We start from the raw sequence: 26,074 nt of genomic DNA, 5'->3' as shown, positions 1-26,074 counted from the left end.
CGCCGCGGCCGGCAACATCATGGTGCTGACCGGCGCCGGCGTGTCGGCGGAGTCCGGCGTGCCGACCTTCCGCGATGCCATGACCGGCCTCTGGTCGCGCTTCAATCCGGAAGAACTCGCGCAGGAAGACGCCTACCGGCGCCAGCCCGCGCTGGTCTGGCAATGGTATCTGCACCGGCGCGAGCTGGTCGCCGCCACCCATCCCAATCCCGCGCATATCGCGCTGGCCGCGCTCGCCGCGCGGAAGAACGTCACGCTGGTCACCCAGAACGTCGACGGCCTGCACCAGCGCGCCGGCAGCCGCGACGTGATCGAGCTGCACGGCAACCTGTTCGCCAACAAATGGCTCGACGGCTGCGGCCGCTGCGACCCGGCCACCGCGATTCCCGGCACGCCGCCGCGCTGCGGCCTGTGCGGCGCCATGATGCGCCCGGGCGTGGTGTGGTTCGGCGAGGAACTGCCGCGCGTGGCGCGCTATCGCGCCGAACACGCCGCCGAAACCTGCGATCTCTGCCTGGTGGTGGGCACCTCGGGCCTGGTCTACCCGGCCGCGGGCCTGCCCGGCATCGCCAAGGACCACGGCGCGCGCGTCATCGTGGTCAACCCCGAGCCCTCCGCGCTGGACCGGACCGCCGACATCGTGCTGCGCGGGCCGGCGGGCGTGGTGCTGCCGCAGTTGTGGGCCGGCGCCGCGGAGGCGCCGGCCTGAGCGGGCCTGGACGGCCTATGCCGCGATCAGCGCCTCCAGCTTGACCGCATCCGCGGCGAACAGGCGGATGCCGTCGGACAGCTTCTCGGTGGCCATCTGGTCCTCGTTCAGCTGCCAGCGGAAGGCCGCTTCGCTGCATTCGATGCGCGCGATGTTCGCGGCCTGGGCCTGGTCGACCGACAGCTTGCGCTCGACCTTGCCTTCGGCGGCGGCGAGCTTTTCCAGCAGGTCCGGGCTGATGGTCAGCAGGTCGCAGCCGGCCAGCGCGAGAATCTGCTCGGTGCTGCGGAAGCTGGCCCCCATCACCTCGGTCGGATAGCCGAATTTCTTGTAGTAGTCGTAGATCTGGCGCACCGAGCGCACGCCAGGATCGTCGTCGCCCGCGTTGGCGGCGGCGTCCCATTTGTCGCCGGCCTTCTGCTTGTGCCAGTCGAGGATGCGGCCGACGAAGGGCGAGATGAGCTGCGCGCCGGCTTCGGCGCAGGCCACGGCCTGGGCCAGCGAGAACAGCAGCGTCATGTTGCAGTGGATGCCTTCGCGCTGCAGCACCTCGGCGGCGCGGATGCCTTCCCAGGTGGAAGCGATCTTGATCAGCACGCGTTCGCGCGCCACGCCGCGCTGCTCGTAGAGCGCGATCAGGTGGCGGGCCTTGGCCAGGGTGGCGTCGGTGTCGAAGGACAGGCGGGCGTCGACCTCGGTGGAGACGCGGCCGGGCACGATGGCGAGGATCTCGCAGCCGAAGCCGATCAGCAGCGCATCCATGACGGCCTCGATGCCGTCGTTGTCGCGCACGGCGCGGTCCAGCAGCGGGCGGTACTCGGCCTTCTGCACGGCCTTGAGGATCAGTGAGGGGTTGGTGGTGGCGTCTTGCGGCGTGTACTGCTTCATCAACTGGAAATCGCCGGTGTCCGCCACGACGGTGGTGAACTGCTTGAGCTGATCGAGCTGGTTCATGGTCGGTGAGTCGCTGTTAGAGGTTGGTGATGGCAGCGCGGCCGGCATGCCGGGCCGCGTTGCCGCCGTACATCGTTGCCGTTCCCGCCGGGAGAAGGGAGCGGGTCGGCGCGACGCGCAATGCCGCGGCCGCTGCCCGGGACCGTCGCGCGGGGCCCGGATGCCGGCCTCGCAGCCATTGTACCGCCGGCCCGCGCCGCCTCCGGCGATGCCACGGCATTCCGGTACACTATGCGGTTTCCCCCAAAAGCAGACGGGCTGTTGTCATGACTCAGGATGAACTCAAGGCGCTGGTGGCGCAAGCCGCCGCGGACTATGTCGAGAAGGAAGTGCCGGCCGGCGCGGTGCTGGGCGTGGGCACGGGCTCCACGGCCAATCTCTTTATCGATGCGGTGGCCGCGTTCAAGGAACGCTTTGCCGGCGCGGTCTCCAGCTCGGAGGCTTCCACCCGCCGCCTGCAGCAGCATGGCTTCAATGTCCTGGACCTGAACGAGGTCGACGAAATCCCCGTGTACGTGGACGGGGCCGACGAAATCGACGCCAGCGGCGCCATGATCAAGGGCGGTGGCGGCGCGCTGACGCGCGAGAAGATCGTGGCTTCGGTGGCGCAGCGCTTCGTCTGCATCGCCGACGGCAGCAAGCTGGTCGAGATCATGGGCACGTTCCCGCTGCCGGTGGAAGTGATTCCGATGGCACGCGCGGCGGTGGCGCGCAAGCTCGCGGCGCTGGGCGGCCAGCCGCGCCTGCGCATGACCAGGGAAGGCGGCATCTACAAGACCGACAACGGCAATGTGATCCTGGACGTGGCCGGCCTGCGGATCGCCGATCCGAAGGGCCTGGAAGAGGTGATCAACCACGTGCCTGGCGTGGTGACGGTGGGGCTGTTCGCCTTGCGCGGCGCCGACGTGCTGCTGCTGGGCACGCCGGAAGGCGTCAGGCGCACCGATTTCTGAGCCGCGCGCCCGGATTCCCGGCCGACGAAAAAGGGTGCCTCTCGCGGCACCCTTTTTGTTTTCATGACCTGGCCCATCCTCGCGGCGCGCGGCCGCGGGCAGCCGCCGTCACGCCTGCGGCGGGGGCACGTAGCCCTGGGCCTGGTCGGCGCCGTCGCCGAAGAAATACTTCTCGGTCTGCTTGAGCAGGTACTGGCGCGCGCGCGTGTCGGCCATGTTGAGGCGGTTTTCGTTGATCAGCATGGTCTGGTGCTTGAGCCAGCCGGCCCAGGCTTCCTTGGACACGCTTTGCCAGATCTTCTTGCCGAGCTCGCCCGGCAGCGGCGGCAGGTCGAGCCCTTCGGCTTCCTTGTTGAGCTTGACGCATTGGACCATGCGGGCCATGGGGAACTCCTTGTAGTCGTGTGATGTGGCCGGCGCGGCGAACGCGGCGCGCCATGGCAGGCCGCTATTGTAACGAAGCGGGGCGAAGCCTTCCGGCTACCCCCACGGGCATCACAGTTTTTTCATCAGCACCATCGACTTGCGCTGCCAGTTGTAGAGCTTGCGCTTGTCTTCGGGCAGGTCGTCCACGGTGGCGTGGACGAACCCGCGCTTGAGGAACCAGTGTTCCGTGCGCGTGGTGAGCACGAACAGGCGGTCCAGGCCCAGGCTGCGCGCGCGGCGCTCGATGCGCTTGAGCAGGCGCTCGCCGTCGCCGGTGCCCTGCGCCTCGGACGAGACCGTCAGGCAGGCCATCTCGGCCATGCCCTCGCGCGGGTAGGGGTAGAGCGCGGCGCAGCCGAACAGCACGCCGTCGTGCTCGATCACCGAGAAATTGGCGATGTCGCGCTCGATCAGGTGACGCCCGCGCGGCACCAGCGTGCCGTCCTGCTCGAGCGGGGCGATCAGCTGGACGATGCCGCCGACGTCGTCGAGCGTGGCTTCGCGCAGGCTTTCGAGGTCGGTGTCCGAGATCATGGTGCCGACGCCGTCGTGCAGGAACAGCTCCAGCAGCACCGAGCCGTCCAGGTCGAACGGAATCAGGTGGGCGCGCGGCACGCCGCCCTTGAGGGCCTTGACCAGGTGTTCCAGGTAATAGGCGACCTCGGGCGGCAGGTGGTTGTTCTGCAGGCGCTCGACGGCGGTGCGCAGCGACATTTCCGGCATCAGCCTGCCGGACGCGTCCTGCACGCCGGGCACTTCGGTGATGAAGACCAGCTTGTCGGCCTTGATGGCGGTGGCGGTGGCGCTGGCCACGTCTTCCATCGACAGGTTGAAGGCCTGGCCGGTGGGCGAGAAGCCGAGCGGCGAAAGCAGCACGACCTTGCCGTGCGAGAGCGACATGCGCACCGATTCGCCGTCGATCTTGCGCACCAGGCCGGTGTGCTGGTAATCCACGCCTTCGACGATGCCCACCGGGCGCGCGGTGACGAAGTTGCCGGAAATCACCGAAAGCTGGGCGCCGGCCATCGGCGTGTTGGGCAGGCCCTGGCTGAAGGCGGCCTCGATGTCCAGGCGCAGCTCGCCGGCGGCTTCCTTGGCGCATTCGAGCGCCGCGTTGTCGGTGATGCGCACGCCGGCGGCGAACTGCGATTCGACGTGGCGCAGCGCCAGCTGTTCTTCCACCTGCGGGCGCGAGCCGTGCACCAGTACGATCTGCATGCCCATGGCGTGCAGCAGGGCCACGTCGTTGACCAGGGCGTTGAGCGTGCCGGCCTTGACCAGCTCGCCGCCGAAGGCGATCACGAAGGTCTTGCCGCGGAACGCGTGGATATACGGGGCGACGGCGCGCAGCCAGTCGACGAACTGCTGGTGGTCCGGGCCGCCGCGCTCGGACGCTTCGGCTGCATGGACGGGCGCAGCCAGGGGCGCTGCGGGGGCGGGGACGGGCAGGGGCTCGTCCTTTTCAGACGGCGCGGGCGCGTCGGCTAGCGAGTCGGTTCTTGCATTCATGCCGCGGATTATAATCCCGGCCAATGTCAGCACAACGCCCCGCCAAACCTTTGCCGCCGGATCGGAAAACCGATGCCGGCCGGCGCGCGCCCAAGGCCGCCCCCGCTTCCGTCCCGGCCGCCGTCCAGGCCGCCGTCCCAACCGCCGTCCAGGCGCCCGCCCGGCCTGCCGCCAAGCCAGCCCCCCGCCCGGGGCGCCGGCCCGGGCCGCCGGGCGAGGGCCGGCCGGGCCGGCCGCGCGCCGAAGCGGGCGCCGCCCGTGCGCGCCGCGTCGCCAGCCCGCTGCCGCCGCTCACCTTCCCCGAGGCGCTGCCGGTATCGGCGCGCCGCGAGGAGATCGCGCAGGCGCTGCGCGACCACCAGGTGGTGATCGTCTCGGGCGAGACCGGCTCCGGCAAGACCACCCAGCTGCCCAAGATCTGCCTGTCGGTCGGGCGCGGCCCGGGCACGGACGGCAGCGGCGGCCTGATCGGCCACACCCAGCCGCGCCGCATCGCCGCCACCTCGACCGCCAAGCGCATCGCGCAGGAGATCGGCACGCCGCTGGGCGAGCACGTGGGCTACCAGGTGCGCTTCAACGACACCATGTCGCCGGGCGCCTCGGTCAAGCTGATGACCGACGGCATCCTGCTGGCGGAGACCCAGACCGATCCGCTGCTGCGCGCCTACGACACCATCATCATCGACGAGGCGCACGAACGCAGCCTCAACATCGATTTCCTGATCGGCTACCTCAAGGAGATCCTGCCGAAGCGCCCGGACCTCAAGCTGATCATCACCTCGGCCACCATCGACGCCAACCGCTTCGCCGAGCATTTCGCGCAGCGCGGCAAGCCCGCGCCGGTGATCGAGGTGAGCGGGCGGCTGTATCCGGTGGAGATCCGCTACCGGCCGATCGAGAAGGACGCGCCCGCCGACGGCGCGCCCAGGTCGGCGCAGGGCAAGGACCGCGACCTGTTCGACGGCATCGTCGAGGCGGTCGACGAGCTGTGCCGGCTCGGCCCCGGCGACGTGCTGGTGTTCCTGCCGGGCGAGCGCGAGATCCGCGAGGCGGCCGAGGCGCTGCGCAAGCACCATCCGCCGCATACCGAGATCCTGCCGCTGTTCGCGCGCCTGTCGGTGCAGGAGCAGGAGCGCGTGTTCCGCCCGTCCAACGCGCGGCGCATCGTGCTGGCCACCAACGTGGCCGAGACCTCGCTGACCGTGCCCGGCATCCGCTACGTGGTGGATACCGGGCTGGCGCGCGTCAAGCGCTACTCCTACCGCAACAAGGTCGAGCAGCTGCAGATCGAGGCGATCTCGCAGGCTGCGGCCAACCAGCGCGCCGGCCGTTGCGGCCGGGTGGCGGACGGCGTCTGCATCCGGCTCTACGAAGAGGCGGATTTCGCCGGCCGCGCGCGCTTCACCGATCCGGAAATCCTGCGCTCGTCGCTGGCTGCGGTGATCCTGCGCATGAAGGCGCTCAAGCTGACGGCGATCGAGGCGTTCCCGTTCATCGAGCCGCCGCTGGGCCGTGCCATCGCCGACGGCTACCAGTTGCTGCAGGAACTCGGCGCGGTGGACAGCGTGGGCGACGACGCCAACGCGCTGACCCAGACCGGCCGCCAGCTCGCGCGCCTGCCGCTGGACCCGCGCGTGGCCCGCATGATCCTGGCCGCGCGCGAGCACCAGTGCCTGCGCGAGGTGCTGATCATCGCCAGCGCGCTGTCGGTGCAGGACCCGCGCGACCGCCCGCAGGAGGCGCAGGAAGCGGCCGACCAGGCCCACCGCAAGTTCATGGACGAGAAGTCCGAGTTCCTGGGCTGGGTCAAGCTGTGGAAGTGGTTCGAGGAGGCGGTGGCGCACAAGAAGACCAACCGCCAGCTGCAGGACCAGTGCCGCGCCAGCTTCCTCTCGCACGTGCGCCTGCGCGAATGGCGCGACGTCCATTCGCAGCTGCTGACCACGGTGACCGAGCAGGGTTGGCGCCTCAACGAGAGCGAGCCCACCTACGAGCAGGTGCACAAGGCACTGCTGACCGGGCTGCTGGGCAACGTCGGCTGCAAGCTGGAAGAGGCCGACGGCCGCGGGCGCGAATACCTGGGCGCGCGCGGCATCAAGTTCCACCTGTGGCCCGGCTCGCTGATCGCGCGCAAGGTGGGCCGCTGGATCATCGCCGCCGAGCTGGTCGAGACCAGCCGCCTGTTCGCGCGCACGCTGGCCCGCATCGAGCCCGAATGGCTGGAGCAGGTGGGCCGCCACCTGCTCAAGGTGAGCTGGAGCGACCCGCACTGGGAGAAGAAATCCGGCCAGGTGATGGCGATGGAGCGCGCCACGCTGTACGGGCTGGTGGTCTACCAGCACCGGCGCGTGCACTACGGGCCGATGAACCCGCAGGAGGCGCGCGAGCTGTTCATCCGCCGCGCGCTGGTGGAGGGCGAATTCGACACCAGGCTGCCGTTCTTCGCGCACAACCAGCGCCTCACGCGCGAGATCGAGAACCTCGAGCACAAGTCGCGCCGCCAGGACGTGCTGGTCGACGACGAGCTGATCTTCGCGTTCTACGACCGCCTGATCCCGGCCGAGATCCACCAGCAGGCCACGTTCGAGCAGTGGTATCAGAGCGAGAGCGCGCGTGACCGCAAGCTGCTCTACCTGAACCGCGAAGAGCTGATGCGCCACGAGGCGGCCGGCATCACCACCGACCTGTTCCCCAAGATCCTGCCGGTGGCCGGCGTGGACATGGCGCTGACCTATCACTTCGAGCCCGGCAGCCACCGTGACGGCGTGACGCTGACCGTGCCGCTGTACGCGCTCAACCAGGTGCGCCCCGAGCGGGCCGACTGGCTGGTGCCGGGCATGGTCAAGGAGAAGGTGCACCTGCTGCTCAAGTCGCTGCCGCAGAAGCTGCGCCGGCATTGCGTGCCGCTGCCCGACTACGCCGCCGGCTTCGTCGAGCGCAACCCGTTCGGCGAGGGCGAGCTGCTCGACGTGCTGATCGCCGATATCCGCGCGCAGACCGGCACGCTGGTCAGGCGCGCGGACTTCAAGCTGGAAACGCTGCCGGCCCACCACACCATGAACTTCAAGGTGGTGGACGAGCACGGCCGCCAGCTCGACATGGGCCGCAACCTGGCGCAGCTGCGCGCCGAGCTGGGCGGGCAGGCGCAGCAGTCGTTCCAGAGCATCGCCGCGCAGTCCGCCTCGCAGGCGCCGGCGGCCGAGCCCGGCCAGTACGAGGGCTTGACCGGCTGGTCGTTCGGCGAGCTGCCGGAGCTGCTGGAGATCCGCAAGGGCAACCAGACGCTGTTCGGCTACCCGGCGCTGGTCGACCGCGGCGCGCATTGCGACGTGGAAGTGTTCGACGACCCGCAGGAAGCGGTGCGCGTGCACCACGTCGGCCTGCGCCGCCTGTTCGCGCTGCAGCTGCGCGAGCAGGTGAAGTTCCTGGAAAAGAACATCCCCGGCCTGCAGCAGATGGCGATGCAGTACATGACGCTGGGCACGCAGGAAATGCTGCGCGACCAGATCGTCACGGTGGCGCTGGAGCGCGCTTGCCTGCAGGCGCCGCTGCCGCGCAACGAGGCGGAGTTCGCCGCGCGCAAGGAAGAAGGGCGCTCGCGCCTGAACCTGCTGGCGCAGGAAATCGCCCGGCTGGTGGGCGCGGTGCTGGCCGAGTACGCCACGCTGCCGCGCAAGCTGGTGCAGGCCAAGCCGTTCGCCGCCGCGCACGCCGACATGGAGGCGCAGCTGGCGCGGCTGATGGGCAAGCAGTTCGTGACCGACACGCCTTACCAGCAACTGGTGCATTTCCCGCGCTACCTGAAGGGCATCGCCATGCGCATCGACAAGATCAAGGGCGACCCGGCGCGCGACACCCAGCGCCTGCAGGAAATGACGCCGCTGCTGCAGCAGTGGCAGCGCGCCGAGAAGCAGTTGCGCCAGCAGGGCCGGGGCGTGGAGGATGCGCGCCTGGACGAATTCCGCTGGATGCTGGAAGAGCTGCGCGTGGCGCTGTTCGCGCAGGAGTTGCGCACGCCGGTGCCGATGTCGGTGAAACGGCTGCAGAAGGTGTGGGAGTCCATGCAGCGCTGAGGGAAAGCGGCGCCGGAAGCCCCTGGTTGCCGGAGCCCCTTCGGCGGCGCGTGGCGGCACCTGCGCCGAGAGTGTGACGAAGTGTTAGTTTGTTGTCCCAGGTCATCGTATCTCGTGCCCGAAACGTTAGAATGTTCGATTCAGTCTTTTGCCTAACGGTCTTATGCTCGCATTGCGTCGTGTAGTTTCCGGGGTTGCCATGCTCGGCACCCTGGCCCTGGGGATGGCAGCGGCGCCGGCCTCGGCGGAAGTGGTGGTGGTGCTCAATTCGGGTGATGCTACCGTCACCCTGATCGACAAGGACACGCAGAAGGTGCTGGAGACCTTCCCGGTCGGCAAGGAGCCGCACCACCTGATCGCCACGCCCGACGACAAGTCCCTGATCGTCGCCAACGCGGTGGGCAACGACCTGGTCTTCCTCGATCCGGTCACCGGCAAGGTCCAGCAGCGCGTTCCCAATATCGACGACCCGTACCAGATCGGCTTTTCGCCCGACCAGAAGTGGTTCGTCACCACCGGCAACCGCCTCGACCGCGTCGACGTGTACCGCTGGGACGGCAAGGCGCTGAAGCTGGCCAAGCAGTTGCCGCTGGCCAAGACGCCGAGCCACATCGCCTTCACCGCCGACAGCCGCGTGGCCTTCGTCACGCTGCAGGATTCCAACGAGGTGGTCGCCATCGACCTGCCCACGCAGAGCGTGATGTGGCGCATGGACGCCGGCTCCGCGCCGGCCGGCGTGTGGGTCACGCCCGACCAGAAGTACCTGCTGGTGGGCATGACCGGCGCCGACTACGTGGCGGTGATCGACTGGCATACCCGCACCCTGGTCAAGCAGATCCCGACCGGCAAGGGCGCGCACAATTTCCGCGCGGTGGGCGACAAGCGCCACCTGTTCCTGTCCAACCGCGTGTCCGGCACCATCAGCATCGTGGACCAGCAGACCCTCACCAAGGTCGGCGACATCACGGGCCTGCCGGCCGGACCGGACGACATGGAACTGACCGCCGACGGCAAGACGCTGTGGGTGAGCTTCCGCTGGGCGCGCTCGGTCGGCCTGATCGACGTGGCCAGCCGCAAGCTGGTCAAGACCATCCGCGTGGGCCGCTCGCCGCACGGCATCTACTTCCGCACGCGCGCGCCGCTGTATTGAGCGCCGCGGCGCGCGGGAACGCGGCGGCGGGCAGGGCAATCGAACTAGTATGGCTGTCGCCACTCCAATGCAGTCACAGGTCATCAGGACAGGCATCATGAGCAAGATTTCGCGGCCCCGGCCGGCCCGCGCCGCGCTGCGCGCGGCCTTGGGGCTTGCCGCCGCCGGGCTGGCGCTGGCCACGGGGCCGGCCCGTTCGACGGGTCCGTCCGCTCCGTCCGCTCCGTCCGGCATTGCCGCGCCGGCTCCCGGCACCGCGCAATCCTGCCGTGCCGGCACGCTCTACCTGACCTTCGATACCGGCAGCATGAGCCAGGCCGCGCTGATCGCCGACACGCTGCGCCGCCACCATATCAAGGCCACCTTCTTCCTCGCCAACGAACCCACCGTCAACAAGGACAGCTCGCTCGACCCCGGCTGGGCCGCGTACTGGAAGACGCTGGCGGCCGACGGCCACGTGTTCGGCAGCCACACCTTCGACCACGTCTACCTGCGCGGCGCGCGCGACGGCAAGGTGACGATGCGCCCGCAGTTCGGCGAGCGGGCCGGGCAGGACGTGGCGATGGACCAGCAGGGCTTCTGCAGCGAACTCAGGCGCAGCGCGCAGGCGCTGCACAGCCTGAGCGGCGCCACCATGTCGCCGCTGTGGCGCGCGCCGGGCGGCCATACCGCGCCGCAGACGCTGCAGTGGGCCGAGCAGTGCGGCTTCAAGCATGTGGGCTGGGCGCCGGCCGGTTTCCTCGGCGATGAGCTGTCGTCCGAGCGTTTCCCGAACAAGGTGCTGCTGGCGCGCGCGCTGCGCGACCTGCGCGACGGCGACATCGCCATGGCCCACCTCGGCATCTGGTCGCGCAAGGATCCGTGGGCACCGGGCGTGCTGGAGCCGCTCATCGGCGGGCTGGAGCGCAAAGGCTTCTGCTTCGCCACGCTGCGCGAGCATCCGGCCTACCGCGAGTGGTTCCGCAGCCAGGCGGCCACCAGCGCGGCCAGCGCCGCGGGCGGCGCCGGGAGGCCGTGATGCTCGACATGTTCAACGCCTGGGTCGGCCAGGTCGAAGCCACGCTGTTCCAGGACGTGATCCTGCCGGTGGTGTACCAGCTTGGCCTGGGCGGCTATGCCGAGGATGCGTTCACGGGCACCGAGTGGCTGCTGGTGGGGCTGGTGCAGATCGTGGTGATGGTGCTGATTCTCGGCCCGCTGGAAAAGCTGCGCCCGGTCGAGGCCGTGACCGACCGCGCCGCGATCCGCACCGACATCCTGTACACGGTCATCCACCGGCTCGGCCTGTTCCGCCTGGCCATGTTCTTCCTGCTCGACCCGGTCATGGACGCGCTGGAGGGCCATCTCAGGCTGTTCGGCTGGCAGCGCATCAACGTGGAGGACTGGTGGCCGGGCGTGACGTCGATCCCGCTGGTGAGCTTCCTGGTCTACCTGCTGCTGTTCGACCTGCTCGACTACTGGTATCACCGGTTTTCCCACAGCTACCGCTGGTGGTGGAGCCTGCATTCGCTGCACCACAGCCAGCGCCAGATGACGCTGTGGAGCGACAACCGCAACCACCTGCTGGACGACATGCTGCGCGACCTGGTGTTCGCCGTGGCGGCGCTGGCGGTGGGCGTGGAGCCGTCGCAGTACGTGCTGCTGGTGGCGCTGTCGCAGCTCTTGCAGAGCCTGCAGCATGCCAACCTGCGCCTGCACTTCGGCGCGCTCGGCGAGCGCCTGCTGGTGTCGCCGCGCTTTCACCGCACCCATCACGCGGTCGGCGTCGGGCACGAGGCGATCGGCCATCCCGGGCGGCTCGGCGGCTGCAACTACGGCGTGATCTTCCCCTGGTGGGACATGCTGTTCCGCACCGCGGTGTTCAGCGACGCCTACTATCCCACCGGCGTGCGCGACCAGATGCCGCCGCCCGCCGGCAAGGGGCGCGACTACGGCGCGGGCTTCCTGTCGCAGCAGTGGTACGGCATCAAGCGCCTGCTGCGGCTCGGCTGAGCGCCTGCCCGGCAGGGCGCCGCGGCGCGGCGCCCCTGCCTGCGCCGGTGACGTGTGCTAGTCTATCCGTCCCCGCTTTCGCGGCAATCCTTTCGCGGTATCCACTTGCCTGCATGAACGACATTTTCCGCGCGTTTGGCCGTGCCCTGATGAGCCAGCTCCATCCGCGCATGCTGATGCTTACCGTCATCCCCTTCGTGCTCGCCACGGCGCTGTGGGGCGGCCTGCTGCTGTGGGGCTGGGAAGCCATCATGGCGACCGCGCGCGGCATCCTCGAGGCCTCGGTGCTGACCAGCTGGATCTATGCCGCGCTGGCCTGGCTGGGCATGCAGTCGCTGCACGCGGTGGTGGCGCCGCTGTTCGTGATCGCGCTGATGGTGCCGCTGGTGATCGCTTCCATGCTGATCTTCATCAGCCTGTTCTCGGTGCCGGCGGTGGTGCGGCATCTCGAGCGCAGCTATCCCGGCCTGGCGCGGGCCAAGGGCGGCAGCCTGGCCGGCAGCGTGCTGCAGACCCTCGGCAGCACCTGCCTGTTCCTGGTGCTGGTGATCGTGACCCTGCCGCTGTGGCTGGTCCCGCTGTTCTTCGCGCTGATCCCGCCGCTGCTGTGGGGCTGGCTGACCTACCGCGTCATGACCTACGACGCGCTGGCCGAGCATGCCACCGCCGAGGAGCGCAAGACCCTGATGAAGCGGCACCGCGCGCCGCTGCTGGCCATCGGCGTGGCGGTCGGGCTGCTGGGCTCGGCGCCGACGCTGATCTGGGTTTCCTCGGCGGCGCTGATCTTCCTGTTTCCGTTCGTGCTGGCGGGCACGCTGTGGCTGTACGTGCTGATCTTCATCTTCTCGGCGCTGTGGTTCGGGCATTTCTGCCTGCGCGCGCTGGAGCAATTGCGCGCCGAGCGCGCCGCCGCGGCAGCGGCCGCGCCGGCGCTGGACGTCATCGATCTCGCGCCGTCCGACGTGCGGCGCATTGAACATTCCTGAAGCGAGGGCATCATGGGTTTCGGCCTGGTCGTCATTGGTGACGAGATTCTGTCGGGGCGGCGCGAAGACAAGCATATGCGCCGCGCCATCGAACTGCTGGCCGCGCGCGGCCTGGCGCTGGACTGGGCCGAGTACGTCGGCGACGAGCGCGCGCGCATCACCGCCACGCTGCGCCGTACCTTCGCCGGCAGCGACGTGGTGTTCTGCACGGGCGGCATCGGCGCCACGCCGGACGACCACACCCGGCAGTGCGCGGCGGCCGCGCTCGGCGTGCCGCTGGAATTGCATCCCGAGGCGCGCGAGCTGATCGCCCAGCGCATCGCCGAGACCGCCGCCGGCGACCCGGTCAAGGGCGACCTGAACCTGCCCGAGAACCAGCACCGCTTCAAGATGGGCGAATTCCCGGCCGGCGCGCGCATCATCCCGAACAGCTACAACCGCATTCCCGGCTTCTCCGTGGCCGACCACCACTTCATGCCGGGCTTCCCGGTGATGGCGTGGCCGATGATGGAATGGGTGCTGGACCACTACTATCCGCACCTGTTCCACACCTCGGTGCAGGAAGAGCGCTCGTTCCTGGTGTTCGAGGCGCCCGAGTCGACGCTGACCCCGCTGATGGAGCGGGTCGAGGCGGCCTTCGACGGCGTGCGCGTGTTCAGCCTGCCGTCGGTGGGAGACGCCAAGCGCGGCGAGCTTTATGCGCGCCGGCACATCGACCTCGGCGTGAAAGGCTCGGTCGACCTCGTCGAGCCGGCCTATGCGATGCTGCGCGACGGCGTGCGCGCGATGGGGTTTGAACTGGTCGAGGTGGGCTCGCGGCGGCCGGGGGATCCGGCTGGGGACTAGGCGCGGGGCCGCGGGGCGTTCGTGGCATAAAAAACGGGACAACCATGTTGTCCCGTTTTCTTATTTGGCCGGCGTTCTGCCATCATTCAGGCGCCATCACGCGCCGTGCCACGGCAGGCCGCGCACGCACCAGCCTTCCACCGTCTTGCGGTGATGATGCTCGTCGCGGTTGCCTTCGAAGCCTTCGAGCACGTCCATGGCGAACTGGTAGCCGGCCTGGGTCGCCACGCGCGCGGCATGCTTGGAGCGCGCCGCGCTGCGGCACAGGAACAGCACGGGGACGTCGGGCGCCACGCGCGCCTTGAGCTGGTCGATGAATGCCGCGTTCTGCGCGCCGCCCGGGTAGCTCATCCATTCCACGTGCGCGGACTGGGCTTCCGGCACGTCCGGCCCGCCGATCCAGTCCAGCTCCGCCTGCGTGCGCACGTCGACCATCACGGCGCTGGGGTCGTTCTGCAGCAGGGCAAAGGCTTCCTGCGGGGAGAGGGCGCCGAAATAGGGAAGCTGGTCTTGCTGCTGGCGCTGGCGCGCGGCTTGGAGGAGGTCGTCTCGGGTGGTCATCGGGGGTGACAGGATTCTAGGGATGGAAGGCGCCTCGGGACGCCACCGGCTATTCTAGCGCGCCGCGGCCCGGCGCCGGCGGGTTTGAGCATGCCGGACGCCGGCGCGGGCGGCGCGCAGCGCATGCACCGCGAGCATGCGGCCGAGTCGCGCATGCACCAAATCAAGGCGTTATCAACCATTGGCACGAAAACGGTGCATTCGGCATGTCGCCAGCACCGTTTTGGTGTTTCCATCTGACACGCCGCATGCGCGTCCGCGGGGCGCCGGCGGGCCATGCGTGGCCGCGGTGCAGTGCATATGCCATATGCGCCACCCCTTGGCAGCGACAAGCGGCGCAAGCGGCTGCCGGGGTGCACTTTTTTCGGGAACACGGGTGGAATTGGGGTCTTCCCTTGGCATGCTTTCTGCTAACATTCCTCGTCCCTTTCGCGGCCGGTCTTTGCGCTGCTCCCCGCTATGCAAGCGTGGGCAGGCAAGATCGACGCAAGAATGGCTTTCTAGACTTCAGCCGAATTTCCAGGAGATAGGCATGGCCCACAGCGTTGCAGATGTGATGAAGCTTGTGAAGGAAAACGACGTCAAGTTCGTCGATTTCCGTTTCACCGATACCAAAGGCAAGGAGCAACACGTGTCGGTACCCGTGTCGCACTTCGACGAAGACAAGTTTGAAAGCGGCCACGCTTTCGACGGCTCGTCGATCGCCGGCTGGAAGGGTATCGAAGCTTCGGACATGCTGCTGATGCCGGATCCGGTTACCGCCAACATCGATCCGTTCTACGAAGAGCCGACGCTGGTGCTGACCTGCGACGTGATCGAGCCGTCGGACGGCAAGGGCTACGACCGCGACCCGCGCTCGATCGCCAAGCGCGCCGAGGCCTACCTGAAGAGCACCGGCCTGGGCGACGCGGCTTATTTCGGCCCGGAACCCGAATTCTTCATCTTCGACGGCGTGACGTGGAACGTCGACATGCAAGGCTGCTCGGTCCGCATCAATTCGGAAGAGGCACCGTGGTCGTCGGGCAAGGAATTCGAGCATGGCAACAGCGGCCACCGCCCGGGCAAGAAGGGCGGCTACTTCCCGGTCGCCCCGATCGACACGTTCCAGGACATCCGTTCGGAAATGTGCCTGATCCTGGAATCGCTGGGCATTCCCGTCGAAGTCCACCACCACGAAGTGGCTGGCCAGGGCCAGAACGAAATCGGCACCAAGTTCAGCACGCTGGTGCAGCGCGCCGACTGGACCCAGCTGCAGAAGTACGTGATCCAGAACGTGGCCCACACCTACGGCAAGACCGCCACCTTCATGCCGAAGCCGGTCGTGGGCGACAACGGTTCGGGCATGCACGTGCACCAGTCCGTGTGGAAGGACGGCCAGAACCTGTTCGCGGGCAACGGCTACGCCGGCCTGTCGGAATTCGCGCTGTACTACATCGGCGGCATCATCAAGCACGCGCGCGCGCTGAACGCCATCACCAACCCGGGCACGAACTCGTACAAGCGCCTGGTGCCGGGCTTCGAAGCCCCGGTCAAGCTGGCCTACTCGGCCCGCAACCGTTCGGCCTCGATCCGCATTCCGTACGTCGCCAACCCGAAGGGCCGCCGTATCGAAACCCGCTTCCCCGATCCCCTGTGCAACCCGTACCTGGGCTTCTCGGCGCTGCTGATGGCCGGCCTGGACGGCGTGCAGAACAAGATCCACCCGGGCGAAGCCGCCGACAAGAACCTGTACGACCTGCCGCCGGAAGAGGATGCAAAGATCCCGACCGTCTGCTCGAGCCTCGACCAGGCCCTGGAATACCTCGACAACGACCGCGAGTTCCTGACGCGCGGCGGCGTGTTCTCCAACTCCATGATCGATGCCTACATCGAGCTGAAGATGGAAGAAGTGACCCGCTTCCGCATGACCACGCACCCGGTCGAGTTCGAGATGTACTACTCGCTGTAAAGCGGGGCGTTGCCAGGTTGTGACCGGGCAACAGTTGCACCAGGAAGGGGCGGCCTCGGCTGTCCCTTTTTGTTTTGATGCCTGCATTGATGGCTAGAATGAGGCTCCTTTCCCACCTGCCTTGCTGATGTCAATGGACGCGCTCGATTTCTCGCTCTCACCGCACCATCCCGTGCCCCGTTCCGGTGCCCGCCGGCACGCATCGGCGGCCTTGTGCGCCATGTTGGCGCTCGGCCTGCTCGGCTGGAGCCGGCCGGCGCCGGCGCAGTCGGGCGACATCTACATGTGCACCGGCGCCAACGGCGTGCCGGAGTACCGCAACGGCAACGGCGGCAAGAACTGCAAGCGGCTCAGCCTGCCCGAGGTGACCACGGTGCCGGGCACGCGCGTATCCGGCGCCGCCGCCAGGGGCGCCGCGCCGGCCGCCGCGCCGGCCGCGTTCCCGCGCGTGGACAGCGCCACGCAGAAGAGCCGCGACGGCGAGCGCCGCGCGGTGCTCGAGCAGGAGCTGCAGAGCGAGGAAGCCAAGCTGGCCGCGCTGCGCGCCGAGTACAACAACGGCCAGCCGGAGCGCCAGGGCAACGAGCGCAATTACCAGAAGTACCTCGACCGTACCGCCTCGCTGCGCGACGACATCGCGCGCGGCGAGGCCAATGCCGCCTCGCTGCGGCGCGAACTCTCCAACCTGAAGGACTAGTCTCATGCGTCGCCTGATCCGCAGCGTCTCCCGCAAAGTGGCTTCGGCCGGAGCCGGCAACCCGCCCGAGGGCGAGGCCGTGGTGCTGCCCCTGGGCGACGTGTCCTACCATCAGGGCCTGGACGTCATCGCCAACCCGGTCCTGCTGATTCGCCAGCCGGGCATGCGCGTGGTCTACGCCAACCCCGCCGCCGAGGCCAGCTTCGCGCTCTCGCGCAAGGCCATGGTGGAGCTGTCCCTGAGCGATCTGTTCGGCGCCTCGGAAGAACTCGACAGCATGATCGATACCGTGCTGTCGCGGCAGTTCGACGCGCGCCGCCAGGACGTGGTGCTGCACCCGCCGCTGCAGGAGCCGATGCACGTGCACGTGGTGATCGGCGCGCTGGAAGCCAATACCGACACCGTGCTGGTGGAGATGCTGCCCAACGAGCAGAAGGTGCGCAGCGACCGCGAGGAACGCATCCTCGACCTGACCTCCGCCAACAAGGAACTGATCCGCAACCTCGCCCACGAGATCAAGAACCCGCTCGGCGGCATCCGCGGGGCCGCGCAGTTGCTGGAGTTCGAGCTGCCGGACCGCTCGCTGCGCGAGTACACCCAGGTCATCATCAAGGAGTCGGATCGCCTGCAGACCCTGGTGGACCGCCTGCTGGAGCCGCACCGCCATCCGCACATCGTGTCCGACCTCAATATCCACGAGGTGCTGGAGCGCGTGCGCTCGGTGGTGCTGGCCGAATTCCCCACCGGGCTGGACATCGTGCGCGACTACGACGCCAGCCTGCCCGACCTGCGCGGCGACATGGAGCAGCTGATCCAGGCCGTGCTCAACATCGTCCACAACGCGGCCCAGGCGCTGGCCGAGCGCATCGCGCGCGGCGACGCGCAGATCGTGCTGCGCACGCGGGTGGCGCGGCAGGTGACGATTGCCAAGCGTTTGTTCAAGCTGGCATTGGACTTGCATGTCATCGATAACGGTCCGGGCATCCCCGAGGATATTCGCGAACGCATCTTCTATCCGCTGGTGTCGGGTAGGGACGGCGGCAGCGGCCTCGGTCTCACACTCGCTCAAACCTTCGTGCAGCAGCACGAGGGCTTGATCGAATGCGAGAGCCGGCCTGGCTGTACCGACTTCCGTATCCTGCTGCCCCTGCATTGACCCGGCGCCAGCAAGCGGCTTTGCCACAACGATTGCTGCCGACCGGCTCCCCCGGCGGCGCGCAAGCAGGATCGGAAGACCAAATGACACCGAGCAGACAAGCGACGCACATGAAGCCGATCTGGATAGTCGACGACGATCAATCAATCCGCTGGGTTCTTGAAAAAGCCCTTGCCCGTGAAAGCCTGCTCTCGCGCAGCTTTACCAACGTGCGCGATGTACTCGCCGCGCTGGAAGACGACGAACCACAGGTCCTGATCTCCGATATCCGCATGCCGGGTGGCTCGGGCCTCGACCTGCTGCAGGCCCTCAAGGCGCGCCATCCGGGGCTGCCGGTCATCGTGATGACGGCCTATTCCGACCTGGACAGCGCGGTAGCGGCGTTCCAGGGCGGCGCCTTCGAATACCTGGCCAAGCCGTTCGACGTCGACAAGGCGGTCGAGCTGATCCGCCGCGCGCTGCAGGAAAGCCTGCGCGAGGAGGAGATGGAAGACCGCCTGGTCGACGCGCCCGAGATCCTCGGCCAGGCGCCGGCCATGCAGGACGTGTTCCGCGCCATCGGCCGGCTGTCGCAGTCCAACGTGACGGTGCTGATCACCGGCGAGTCCGGGACCGGCAAGGAACTGGTGGCCCAGGCGCTGCACAAGCACAGCCCGCGCGCCAACGGCCCGTTCATCGCGCTCAACACCGCGGCCATTCCCAAGGACCTGCTCGAATCCGAGCTGTTCGGCCACGAGCGCGGCGCCTTCACCGGCGCGCAGACCATGCGCCGCGGCCGCTTCGAGCAGGCCGAGGGCGGCACGCTGTTCCTCGACGAAATCGGCGACATGCCGTTCGACCTGCAGACGCGCCTGCTGCGCGTGCTGTCCGACGGCAATTTCTACCGCGTGGGCGGCCACAACCCGTTGCGCGCCAACGTGCGCGTGATCGCCGCCACCCACCAGAACCTGGAGACGCGCGTCAAGGAAGGGCTGTTCCGCGAGGACTTGTTCCACCGCCTCAACGTGATCCGCCTGCGCCTGCCGCCGCTGCGCGAGCGGCCGGAGGACATCACGCTGCTGGCCCGTCATTTCCTGCAGAAAAGCGCCAAGGAACTGGGCGTGGAGCCCAAGCGCATGTCGGACGAGGCGCTGACCTACGTCAGCACGCTGCCGTTCCCCGGCAACGTGCGCCAGCTCGAGAACCTGTGCAACTGGCTGACCGTGATGGCGCCGGCGCAGACCATCGAGGTCAAGGACCTGCCGCGCGAGATGATCGGCGGCGGCTCGGGCAGCAACGGCGCGGGCGGCACGGCCGGCGCCGCGCGGCCGCTCGAGGCGCGCAGCGAAGGCCGCGCGGACGACGCCGACGGCCACGAGGCGGTGGACTACGGCGCCGCGCCTTCGGTGCTGGCCGGCGAGCCCGATGGCGCGTTGTCGTTCGCCGGCCGCGTGGCGGCGACGGGCGCCATGGCGGGCTGGGAAAACCTGCTGGCGGGCGAAGCGCGCGCCATGCTCGAATCGGGCCAGCCGGAGGTGATGGATGCGTTGACGCGCCGCTTCGAGAAGGCGGTGCTGGAGGCGGCGCTGGGCGTGACGCGCGGGCGCCGGGTCGAGGCGGCCACGCGCCTGGGCATCGGGCGCAACACGATTACCCGCAAGCTGCAGGAGCTGGGGTTCGACTGAAAGGTTCGACCGGCCGCCGGGACCGGCACCGGCCACGCGCCGGTCCGCCGGTCCGCCGGAGAGCGGGAAGCAGGAAAAGAGACGGGCGGGCTGGCCGCCGATCGCACAGGATCGGCAGCCGGCCCGCCCGTTTTGCCTGTGGCGCCGGCGCGCCTCAGCCGCGCGCGGCCAGCAGCAGTTCCGCCATTTCGGCGAATCCCTCACCGCCGGCGGCCTCGGTCACGTAGGCGGGCAGGGCGGGCAACTGCGGCAGGATGTCCCGGATATTGGCCACGCCCACCGACAGGGGGAAGTGCGCGAACATGGTGGCGTCGTTCGCCGAGTCGCCGATGAACAGCCACTGATCGCGTCCGGCGTCGAGATCTTCGCCCAGCAGCTCGGCCGCGCAGAGCTTGCTCATGCTGAGCTTGTCGTGCGCGCCGAACCAGCCGTTGACGTGGATCGAGCTGACCGTGGCAGTCATGCCGGCGCCGCGCATCAGCGCGGCGATCCGGGCGACCGCCTGCGGAGGCAGCGGGGCGACGTCCTCGGCGTGGTCGATGGCGAGGTCGGCCGCGTGCCAGGCCTGGTCGGAAGCCAGCGCGCAGCCCGGCACCGCCTGCAGGATGCGCTCGCCCAGCGCGTGGATGCGCGCGAGGTTGGCGGCGCGCGTGGCGTCGTCGTCCAGGTAGCGCGTCACCAGCTTGCCGGCGCGCAGGTGGGAATAGAAGGCGCCGTTCTCGCCGATGATGGCATCCACCGGCCACAGGCGCGTCAGGATCTCGGCCCAGGCGATGCAGCGGCCGGTCACCGGGATCACGTGCAGGCCGGCCTGCTTGAGGCGGTCCAGCGTCAGGTAGGTCGCCGCCGGCAGCCTGCCGTCGGTGGTGAGGGTGCCGTCGATGTCGGTCAGCACGCCGCGGATCCGGCGCAGCGCCGGGGCGGGAAGGGTCTGGATGGCTTGCATGGTGCCGGATTCTACCCTGTCAAGCCATCGGCAAAACGTTGTCATATTATTGTCATTTAGTGGAATTGCCCGGTTTTCCAATCGAGGCAGGGGGAGTAACATCCCGCTGTCATAAAAACTGCATACAGTCGGACGATTTTTGTCCCATGCCGCGATAGAAAAACAGGAGAGTTTCCCATGACCGTCAAACGTACCGCGCTGACCCTCGCCGCCTTCGCCATGCTCGCCGTCGCGGGCACCGCCCATGCCGCCGTGGAGATCCAGTGGTGGCATTCGATGGAAGGCGCGCTCAACGACAAGGTGAACGCGATCGCCACGCAGTTCAACAACAGCCAGTCCGACTACAAGGTCGTGCCGATCTACAAGGGCCAGTACGACGAATCGCTGGCGGCGGGCATCGCGGCCTACCGTTCGGGCAACGCCCCGGCGATCCTGCAGGTCTTCGAGGTGGGCACGGCCACCATGATGAGCGCCAAGGGCGCCATCAAGCCGGTGGCGGCGGTCATGAAGGACGCCGGCGAGAAGTTCGACCCCAAGATCTACATTCCCGCGGTGGCTGGCTACTACACGTCGAACAAGGGCGAGATGCTGTCGTTCCCGTTCAACAGCTCGACCACCATCATGTTCTATAACAAGGACGCCTTCAAGAAGGCCGGGCTGGATCCGAACAAGCCGCCCGTGACCTGGCAGGAAGTGGCGGCCGACTCCGCCAAGCTCAAGGCTGCCGGCATCTCCTGCGGCTACACCACCGACTGGCAGTCGTGGGTGCACCTGGAGAGCTTCTCGGCCTGGCACAACACGCTGTTCGCCACCGAGAACAACGGCTTCGGCGGCACCGGCGCGCGCCTGGCGTTCAATTCGCCGCTGCACGTCAAGCACATCGCCAACCTGCTCGACATGCAGCAGAAGGGCTACTTCGTGTACGGCGGCCGCAAGGACGAGCCCAAGGCCAAGTTCATCGCCGGCCAGTGCGCGATGCTGACCGGCTCCTCGGCCGCGCTGGCGAACATCCGCAAGAATGCCAAGTTCGACTTCACCGCGGCGCAGCTGCCCTACGAGCAGGGCGTGCCGGGCGCGCCGCAGAACACCATCATCGGCGGCGCGTCGCTGTGGGTGATGGGCGGCAAGAAGCCCGAGGAGTACAAGGGCGTGGCCAAGTTCTTCACGTACCTGTCGCGCCCCGAGGTGCAGGCCGACTGGCACCAGTCGACCGGCTACCTGCCGGTGACCACGGCGGCCTACGAGCTGACCAAGAAGTCGGGCTTCTATGAGCAGAACCCCGGCGCCGACGTCGCGGTCAAGCAGATGATCGTCAAGACCACCGACAAGTCGCGCGGCATCCGCCTGGGCAACTTCCCGCAGATCCGCACCGTGATCGACGAAGAGCTCGAAGCCGTGTGGACCGGCAAGAAGCAGCCGAAGGAAGCGCTGGACTCGGCCGTGGCGCGCGGCAACGAACTGCTCGAGCGTTTCCAGAAGACGGTCCGCGAATAAGCGCCCGCGGTATCGAGTGGATGGAAGGCGGAGGCGTTGCCTCCGTCTTTGGTTTGGGCGGCCCGCCGGGGCCGCGCTGTTCCCGACGGATGACTCCCCGCCGCTGGCGGCGGTCTGGATGCGTGATGGAAAAACGGGTCGTATTCCAATCTTCATGGTTGCCCTATCTGCTGGTGTTGCCGCAGATGGCGGTGACGCTGGTGTTCTTCTTCTGGCCGGCGGGGCAGGCCCTGTACCAGTCCGTGCTGAGGCAGGACGCCTTCGGCATCGACCTGCAGTACGTCGGCCTGGAGAACTTCAGGGACCTGTTCGCCGATGCGCAGTACCTGAACTCCTTCCGCGTGACGGCGGTGTTCGCCGTCGGCGTGACGCTGGTCGGGCTGTCGGTGTCGCTGATGCTGGCCTATTTCGCCGACCGCGTGGTGCGCGGCGCCGGCGGCTACAAGCTGCTGCTGATCTGGCCGTACGCGGTGGCGCCGGCGGTGGCGGGCGTGCTGTGGATGTTCCTGTTCAACCCGACCCTGGGCGTGGTCTCCTACGCCCTGCACGCGCTCGGCGTGAGCTGGGACTTCCTGCTCAACAGCAACCAGGCCATGCTGCTGGTGGTGCTGATCGCGGCCTGGAAGCAGATCAGCTACAACTTCCTGTTCTTCCTGGCGGGCCTCCAGAGCATCCCCAAGTCGCTGATCGAGGCCGCCGCCATCGACGGCGCGGGGCCGTGGCGGCGCTTCTGGTCGATCGTGTTCCCGCTGCTGTCGCCGACCACCTTCTTCCTGATGGTCATCAACGTGGTCTACGCGTTTTTCGACACCTTCGCCATCATCGACGCGGTGACCCACGGCGGCCCGGTGAACGCCACCAACACGCTGGTGTACAAGGTCTACCAGGATGGCTTCCGCGGGCTCGACATCGGCGGCTCGGCCGCGCAGTCCGTCGTGCTGATGGGAATCGTGATGGTGCTCACGGTGGTGCAGTTCCGTTACGTCGAACGCAAGGTGCAGTACTGAGGGATTGCAAAAATGGTAGAACGACGCCCTTTTCTTGATTTTCTTTCGCACCTGGTGCTGATGCTCGGCGTGCTGGTGGTGGCCTTCCCGGTCTACGTCACGTTCGTCGCCTCGACGCTCACCGCCGACGAGGTGCTGCAGGCGCCCATGACGCTGCTGCCGGGCAGCCACCTGCTGGAGAACTACCGCACCGTGCTGGCCGACGGCGTGGGCAACGCCGCCTCGCCGGTCTCGACGATGATGCTCAACAGCCTGATCATGGCGCTCGGCATCGCGCTGGGCAAGATCGCGATCTCGATCATCTCGGCTTTCGCGGTGGTGTACTTCCGCTTCCCGCTGCGCAAGCTCTTCTTCTGGATGATCTTCATGACGCTGATGCTGCCGGTGGAGGTGCGCATCCTGCCGACCTACAAGGTGGTGTCGGACCTGGGCATGCTGGACAGCTATTTCGGCCTGACCATTCCCATCATCGCCTCGGCCACCGCGACCTTCCTGTTTCGCCAGTTCTTCCTGACCATCCCGGACGAGCTGGCCGAGGCGGCGCGCATCGACGGCGCCGGGCCGCTGCGCTTCTTCAAGGACGTGGTGCTGCCGCTGTCCCGGACCAGCATCGCGGCGCTGTTCGTGATCCAGTTCATCTATGGCTGGAACCAGTACCTGTGGCCGCTGCTGATCACCACGCAGAAGTCGATGACGCCGGTGGTGGTGGGCGTGACGCAGATGATCTCGCGCTCGGGCGACGCCGCGACCGACTGGAACCTGGTGATGGCCACCGTGATGCTGGCCATGATCCCGCCGGCGGTGGTGGTGATGCTGATGCAGAAGTGGTTCGTCAAGGGCCTGGTCGAAACCGAAAAATAGGCGGGCGGGGCGGGGCGCCAGGACGCGCCCCGCCGGCCCGGCGAACAAGCAGCGGGAAAGAAATAGCAATGGCAAAACTGTCGCTTCGCAACGTACAGAAAACCTACGCCGGCAACGTCAAGGTCGTGCACGGCATCGACATGGAAATCGGCGATGGCGAGTTCATCGTCATCGTCGGCCCCTCGGGCTGCGGCAAGTCCACCCTGCTGCGCATGGTGGCCGGGCTGGAGGCCATCAGCGGCGGCGAGGTCCATATCGGCGACAAGGTCGTCAACAAGCTCGAGCCGGCCGAGCGGGACATCGCCATGGTGTTCCAGAACTACGCGCTCTATCCGCACATGAGCGTCTACGACAACATGGCCTACGGGCTGAAGATCCGCGGCATGGCCAAGGCCGAGATCGAGCAGCGGGTGCGCCATGCCGCCGGCATCCTCGAGCTGGCGCCGCTGCTCGAGCGCAAGCCGCGCCAGCTCTCGGGCGGCCAGCGCCAGCGCGTGGCCATGGGTCGCGCCATCGTGCGCGAGCCGGCGGTGTTCCTGTTCGACGAGCCGCTCTCCAACCTGGACGCCAAGCTGCGCGTGCAGATGCGGCTGGAGCTCAAGGAGCTGCACCGCCGCCTGCGCACCACCAGCATGTACGTGACGCACGACCAGGTCGAGGCCATGACGCTGGCCGACCGCATGATGGTGCTCAACGGCGGGCGCGTGGAGCAGATCGGCACGCCGCTGGAAGTGTATGCGCGCCCGGCCAGCACCTTCGTGGCGAGCTTCATCGGCTCGCCGCCGATGAACCTGGTGCCGGTGGCTCGCCTCGATGGCGCGGGCGGGGCGCAGATGCGCGTGGAGCCGAAGGAGGGCGCCCCGGCGCAGCCCGAGGCCACGCTCGGCCATTTGCCGATGGGCCTGCACCTGCCGCAGCGCGCGCTGCTGGGCCTGCGTCCCGAGCACATCGAGCCGTGCGCGGCGGCCGACGCCATCGCGCAGATCGACGTGCGCCTGGTCGAGGCGCTCGGCGCGGACTCGTTCGCCTATGGCACGCTGGGCGGCCAGCCGGTGGTGGTGCGGCTCGACAGCAGCATGCACGTGCGCGGCGGCGACCGCCTGCCGGTCACGGCCTCGGCCGATCACCTGCATTTCTTCGACACCGAGACCGGCAAGCGGATCGAAGCCTGACGGAGTCCTGCCATGACCCAGTCCACCTCGCTGCCCGCGTGGCCCTATCCGCGCCACGTCGCCCACCGCGGCGCCGGCAAGCTGGCGCCCGAGAACACGCTGGCGGCGTTCCGCCACGGCGCTTCGTTCGGCTACCGCATGTTCGAGTTCGACGTGAAGCTGTCCGGCGACGGCCGCGCCGTGCTGCTGCACGACGCCATGCTCGACCGCACCACCAATGGCCACGGCCGCGCCGACGCGCTGACGCTGGGCGAGCTGGCCACGCTCGATGCCGGCAGCTGGCACAGCCCGGTGTACGCCGGCGAGCCGATTCCCACGCTGGCCGCCATCGCGCGCTACACGCGCGCCAACGGCCTGCACGTCAATATCGAGATCAAGCCGGTGCCGGGCGCGGAATGGCGCACGGGCGCGGCGGTGGCGCTGGACGCGCTGGCGCTGTGGGCCGGCAGCGAGGTGCCGCCGCTGCTGTCGTCGTTCTCCGAGCAGGCGCTGGAGGCCGCGCGCGAGGCCGCGCCGGCGCTGCCGCGCGCGCTGCTGCTGGACAAGCTGCCGCCCGACTGGCTGGCGCGGCTGCGCCGGCTGGACTGCGTGGCGCTCGATGCGAACCACCGCGAACTCACGGCGAAAGTGATTGACGCTGCGCACGCAGCGGGATTCCGCGTGGCCTGCTACACCGTCAACGATCCGGCGCGCGCCGCCGAGTTGCTGGGCTGGGGGCTCGATTCGCTGATCACCGACGCGGTCGACCGGATCGCGCCCGACGCGGCCTGAAGCCTGCCGCGGGAGGGCGGCGGCGGCCCGCGCCGGCATTGTTGCAAATACGTTCCGTATTGCGAAAAGACCCCGGCGGCTTTTGGCAAACGTGCTATGCTTATGCGCAGTGAAGACTTAGGTCCTTCCCCGCACAACTTGCCCTTGCAGGGCAATCGCAGCGCTGAAAGAACCGGCACCCATCGCGGTGCCGTTTGCA

At 68.2% G+C, this 26,074-nt stretch carries 23 protein-coding genes; 18 read left to right on the top strand and 5 right to left on the bottom strand.

The annotated features are described in order from the left end of the window. The first annotated feature begins 19 nt into the window (after window positions 1-19). Window positions 20-709 (top strand): SIR2 family NAD-dependent protein deacylase, encoded by a 690-nt coding sequence (locus tag ACKI2N_RS11745; RefSeq protein ID WP_426990845.1) that lies wholly within the window; start codon window positions 20-22, stop codon window positions 707-709. A gap of 15 nt (window positions 710-724) precedes the next feature. Here the strand turns inward: ACKI2N_RS11745 and tal are convergent, their stop codons facing one another. Next, window positions 725-1,663 carry a transaldolase gene (tal, locus tag ACKI2N_RS11740; RefSeq protein ID WP_420996645.1) on the bottom strand — a complete coding sequence of 313 codons (939 nt, stop codon included), beginning with the start codon at window positions 1,661-1,663 and terminating at the stop codon, window positions 725-727. 266 nt (window positions 1,664-1,929) lie between these two features. Between tal and rpiA the strand changes: the two genes are divergently transcribed. Then, window positions 1,930-2,616, top strand: coding sequence for a ribose-5-phosphate isomerase RpiA (rpiA, locus tag ACKI2N_RS11735; protein ID WP_420996646.1), 687 nt, complete (start codon window positions 1,930-1,932; stop codon window positions 2,614-2,616). A gap of 108 nt (window positions 2,617-2,724) precedes the next feature. On the opposite strand, the gene ACKI2N_RS11730 is transcribed toward rpiA, so the two are convergent. Beyond that, complete coding sequence (locus tag ACKI2N_RS11730; protein WP_020205310.1) at window positions 2,725-3,000, bottom strand: oxidative damage protection protein; 276 nt, start codon at window positions 2,998-3,000, stop codon at window positions 2,725-2,727. Between the two features lie 111 nt (window positions 3,001-3,111). Continuing rightward, on the bottom strand, window positions 3,112-4,551 hold the full coding sequence (gene argA, locus ACKI2N_RS11725) for an amino-acid N-acetyltransferase (RefSeq protein ID WP_420996647.1): 1,440 nt from the start codon (window positions 4,549-4,551) through the stop codon (window positions 3,112-3,114). 23 nt (window positions 4,552-4,574) lie between these two features. On the opposite strand from argA, the gene hrpA reads away from it, so the two are divergent. The 6 genes from hrpA (at window position 4,575) to ACKI2N_RS11695 (ending at window position 13,598) form a co-directional block, all read left to right on the top strand. Next, entirely contained in the window at window positions 4,575-8,624 is a 4,050-nt protein-coding gene (gene hrpA / locus ACKI2N_RS11720; RefSeq protein WP_420996648.1) for an ATP-dependent RNA helicase HrpA, read from the top strand. 199 nt (window positions 8,625-8,823) lie between these two features. Next, window positions 8,824-9,774: a beta-propeller fold lactonase family protein gene (locus ACKI2N_RS11715; protein ID WP_420996649.1), complete on the top strand. Its 951-nt coding sequence runs from the start codon at window positions 8,824-8,826 to the stop codon at window positions 9,772-9,774. Window positions 9,775-9,871: 97 nt separating this feature from the next. Continuing rightward, window positions 9,872-10,792 (top strand): polysaccharide deacetylase family protein, encoded by a 921-nt coding sequence (locus ACKI2N_RS11710; protein ID WP_420996650.1) that lies wholly within the window; start codon window positions 9,872-9,874, stop codon window positions 10,790-10,792. Beyond that, entirely contained in the window at window positions 10,792-11,766 is a 975-nt protein-coding gene (locus ACKI2N_RS11705; RefSeq protein ID WP_420996651.1) for a sterol desaturase family protein, read from the top strand. The genes ACKI2N_RS11710 and ACKI2N_RS11705 overlap by 1 nt, the downstream gene beginning before the upstream one ends. A 113-nt stretch (window positions 11,767-11,879) precedes the next feature. Next, window positions 11,880-12,752 (top strand): EI24 domain-containing protein, encoded by an 873-nt coding sequence (locus ACKI2N_RS11700; protein ID WP_420996652.1) that lies wholly within the window; start codon window positions 11,880-11,882, stop codon window positions 12,750-12,752. 12 nt (window positions 12,753-12,764) lie between these two features. Continuing rightward, a complete protein-coding gene (locus ACKI2N_RS11695; protein ID WP_420996653.1) occupies window positions 12,765-13,598 on the top strand; it encodes a competence/damage-inducible protein A in 834 nt (277 codons plus the stop codon). A gap of 96 nt (window positions 13,599-13,694) precedes the next feature. Here the strand turns inward: ACKI2N_RS11695 and ACKI2N_RS11690 are convergent, their stop codons facing one another. Further along, complete coding sequence (locus tag ACKI2N_RS11690) at window positions 13,695-14,159, bottom strand: rhodanese-like domain-containing protein (protein WP_420996654.1); 465 nt, start codon at window positions 14,157-14,159, stop codon at window positions 13,695-13,697. Window positions 14,160-14,243: 84 nt separating this feature from the next. Here ACKI2N_RS11690 and ACKI2N_RS11685 point away from each other — a divergent pair, with 84 nt between their 5' ends. The 5 genes from ACKI2N_RS11685 to ntrC all read left to right on the top strand — a co-directional run bounded on the left by ACKI2N_RS11685 (window position 14,244) and on the right by ntrC (window position 19,624). Beyond that, entirely contained in the window at window positions 14,244-14,399 is a 156-nt protein-coding gene (locus tag ACKI2N_RS11685) for a hypothetical protein (RefSeq protein ID WP_420996655.1), read from the top strand. 292 nt (window positions 14,400-14,691) lie between these two features. Then, window positions 14,692-16,107 (top strand): 3-hydroxylaminophenol mutase, encoded by a 1,416-nt coding sequence (locus ACKI2N_RS11680; protein WP_420996656.1) that lies wholly within the window; start codon window positions 14,692-14,694, stop codon window positions 16,105-16,107. Window positions 16,108-16,240: 133 nt separating this feature from the next. After that, on the top strand, window positions 16,241-16,804 hold the full coding sequence (locus ACKI2N_RS11675; protein ID WP_420996657.1) for a DUF4124 domain-containing protein: 564 nt from the start codon (window positions 16,241-16,243) through the stop codon (window positions 16,802-16,804). Between the two features lie 4 nt (window positions 16,805-16,808). After that, window positions 16,809-17,960, top strand: coding sequence for a nitrogen regulation protein NR(II) (gene glnL, locus ACKI2N_RS11670; protein WP_420996658.1), 1,152 nt, complete (start codon window positions 16,809-16,811; stop codon window positions 17,958-17,960). Window positions 17,961-18,070: 110 nt separating this feature from the next. Beyond that, complete coding sequence (gene ntrC, locus ACKI2N_RS11665) at window positions 18,071-19,624, top strand: nitrogen regulation protein NR(I) (RefSeq protein ID WP_420996659.1); 1,554 nt, start codon at window positions 18,071-18,073, stop codon at window positions 19,622-19,624. Between the two features lie 154 nt (window positions 19,625-19,778). On the opposite strand, the gene ACKI2N_RS11660 is transcribed toward ntrC, so the two are convergent. Next, the gene (locus ACKI2N_RS11660; RefSeq protein WP_420996660.1) at window positions 19,779-20,570 is read right to left on the bottom strand and encodes an HAD-IIB family hydrolase; all 792 of its coding nucleotides are present in this window, start codon (window positions 20,568-20,570) and stop codon (window positions 19,779-19,781) included. Between the two features lie 177 nt (window positions 20,571-20,747). Between ACKI2N_RS11660 and ugpB the strand changes: the two genes are divergently transcribed. The 5 genes from ugpB to ugpQ all read left to right on the top strand — a co-directional run bounded on the left by ugpB (window position 20,748) and on the right by ugpQ (window position 25,875). Beyond that, window positions 20,748-22,064: a sn-glycerol-3-phosphate ABC transporter substrate-binding protein UgpB gene (ugpB, locus tag ACKI2N_RS11655; protein WP_420996661.1), complete on the top strand. Its 1,317-nt coding sequence runs from the start codon at window positions 20,748-20,750 to the stop codon at window positions 22,062-22,064. Between the two features lie 125 nt (window positions 22,065-22,189). Beyond that, window positions 22,190-23,071, top strand: coding sequence for a sn-glycerol-3-phosphate ABC transporter permease UgpA (gene ugpA / locus ACKI2N_RS11650; RefSeq protein ID WP_420996662.1), 882 nt, complete (start codon window positions 22,190-22,192; stop codon window positions 23,069-23,071). Window positions 23,072-23,083: 12 nt separating this feature from the next. Continuing rightward, complete coding sequence (gene ugpE, locus ACKI2N_RS11645) at window positions 23,084-23,932, top strand: sn-glycerol-3-phosphate ABC transporter permease UgpE (RefSeq protein WP_420996663.1); 849 nt, start codon at window positions 23,084-23,086, stop codon at window positions 23,930-23,932. Window positions 23,933-24,000: 68 nt separating this feature from the next. After that, the gene (locus ACKI2N_RS11640) at window positions 24,001-25,104 is read left to right on the top strand and encodes a sn-glycerol-3-phosphate import ATP-binding protein UgpC (RefSeq protein ID WP_420996664.1); all 1,104 of its coding nucleotides are present in this window, start codon (window positions 24,001-24,003) and stop codon (window positions 25,102-25,104) included. A 12-nt stretch (window positions 25,105-25,116) separates the two neighbouring features. Further along, entirely contained in the window at window positions 25,117-25,875 is a 759-nt protein-coding gene (ugpQ, locus tag ACKI2N_RS11635; protein ID WP_420996665.1) for a glycerophosphodiester phosphodiesterase, read from the top strand. The last annotated feature ends 199 nt before the right edge of the window (window positions 25,876-26,074 follow it).

This window comes from Cupriavidus sp. 30B13, from assembly GCF_049059565.2.
Taxonomy (GTDB): domain Bacteria; phylum Pseudomonadota; class Gammaproteobacteria; order Burkholderiales; family Burkholderiaceae; genus Cupriavidus.
This window is presented reverse-complemented; position numbering and strand designations above follow the sequence as displayed.